General features: G+C 63.5%; 1 protein-coding gene and 1 pseudogene. Both read left to right on the top strand.

Translation table 11 applies throughout. The annotated features are described in order from the left end of the window. Window positions 1-303 (top strand): annotated as a pseudogene (locus ABFX45_RS46090) (transposase); the annotation flags it as partial. Between the two features lie 55 nt (window positions 304-358). Further along, complete coding sequence (locus ABFX45_RS46085) at window positions 359-1,246, top strand: tyrosine-type recombinase/integrase (RefSeq protein ID WP_346137410.1); 888 nt, start codon at window positions 359-361, stop codon at window positions 1,244-1,246. Window positions 1,247-1,801 lie beyond the last annotated feature (555 nt).

Raw genomic sequence — 1,801 nt, 5'->3', positions numbered from 1 at the left:
TCGTGCGGTTGTGGAACAACGCCTGGGCCGAGTTCGTGCCGTTCCTCGCGTTCGATCCGGAGATCCGCCGGGTGATCTGTTCGACGAACGCGATCGAGAGCGTCAACGCCCGCATCCGCCGCGCCGTGAAGGCCCGCGGGCACTTCCCGAACGAGCAGGCCAGCGCTGAAATGCGTCTACATGGCGATCATGAGCCTGGACCCGACCGGCACCGGCCGCGCACGCTGGACGATGCGCTGGAAACCCGCGCTCAACGCGTTCGACATCGCCTTCGACGGCCGCCTGGCCGCCGGACGCAAGTAGTTTCCTTCAACCCGAGTTACACCGTTCGTTTGACAGACCCATCACCGCGCTCGGCGTGAACAAGTGGATCGCCGACCTGCACGCGCTCGGCTACGCCAACTCCACCATCGCCGGCATCGTCAAACTCCTGTCGATGATCCTCACCGACGCCGCCGACGAAGGCCTCATCCCCGCCAACCCCGTCCACCGACGCAGACGCCGCGGACGACGAAGCCACCGCATCCAACGCGAACGCGTCTGGGCCACACCAGAGGAAGTCCTCCGCATCGCCGACCAAGCTGCAGCGCTCGGTGGCGACACCGCCAAGCTGCTGATCATCACCGCCGCCTGGACCGGGTGCCGCTGGGGTGAGCTCACCGGACTGCACCTCAGCAACGTCGACCTCGACCGCGGCATCCTCGTCATCGACCCGCGGTTCGGCGCCCTGCACGAGAGCGCCCACAAACAGTGGCTCGGTAACCCGAAGACCACCTCCTCGGCCCGCGTCATCACGCTGCCACCGTTCCTGATCAAGCTTCTGCGCGACTACCTCAAGCGGCATGACAACGAGTTCGTGTTCACTGCGGACGGTGGAACCTGGTTGTGGCGCAGCACCTTCACTCAGCGGATCCTCAAACCAGCCGTCAACGGCAACGAAGACCAGCCACGTACACGCGCCCGCACTGTGCCAATCCGCCCCGGCCTGACGTTCCACGGACTCCGGCACAGCCACAAGACCTGGCTCATCGCCGACGGCGCACCCGAAATCGCCCAAGCACGACGCCTCGGACACCACCTACCCAACCGCGTCACCGAGGTCTACTCCCACGTCGCACCCGAAGTCGAACAACGACTCCTCAACAACCTGCAACGCCGCTGGCACAAAGCCAAAGCAGCCGTCAAAGCACACCCCACAGCACCAGAACCGGCCCCGCGACGACTCTCCGGCTCCGTTGCCGCATAACCAACCCAGCGACCCTCACCCCGTTAGCAAGAGGGACACCACGAACACCGAGATCTACGAACCCGGACGCGATCAAGCCGGAGAATCCTGCTCCAAAACTGCTCCATAGGGTCACCAGAACGCAATCAACACCCGATCACCGAAGAGCAGACCAGAACAGCAAGAAACCCGCCTGACCAGCGAAAACCGCTCGATCAGACGGGCTCCCAATTCAAGTGGAGCTGAGGGGACGCGAACCCCTGACCCTCACACTTCCAGTCCACAAAGGACTTCCACCAGCACAAACGCTAGAACCCCAACAACTCCAACGCGACTAGCCGCCGTTCAGCGCCGTTGAGTTTCGTTCAATGACGTTGCACTCCTCGCACCGCTCCAGCATGTCCAGTGTGAGCCGAACTCACTACCGGGCGAACATCCGTTCATCGCGGCCCTGCGTGTCAGGGTGAGTTGAGTCCAGTGGTTCACAGCAAGCTGGCCTGACGCAGGGCGAGATTCGGATTGATTGACATGACCCGCAAGGCCAGGTCCTCGGTGGTCGAGGACGATGATGGGCGG

The organism is Lentzea roselyniae, from assembly GCF_039537795.1.
Classification (GTDB): domain Bacteria; phylum Actinomycetota; class Actinomycetes; order Mycobacteriales; family Pseudonocardiaceae; genus Lentzea; species Lentzea atacamensis.
The sequence above is the reverse complement of the archived record's forward strand: the minus strand, read 5'-3'. Positions and strand labels throughout refer to the sequence as shown.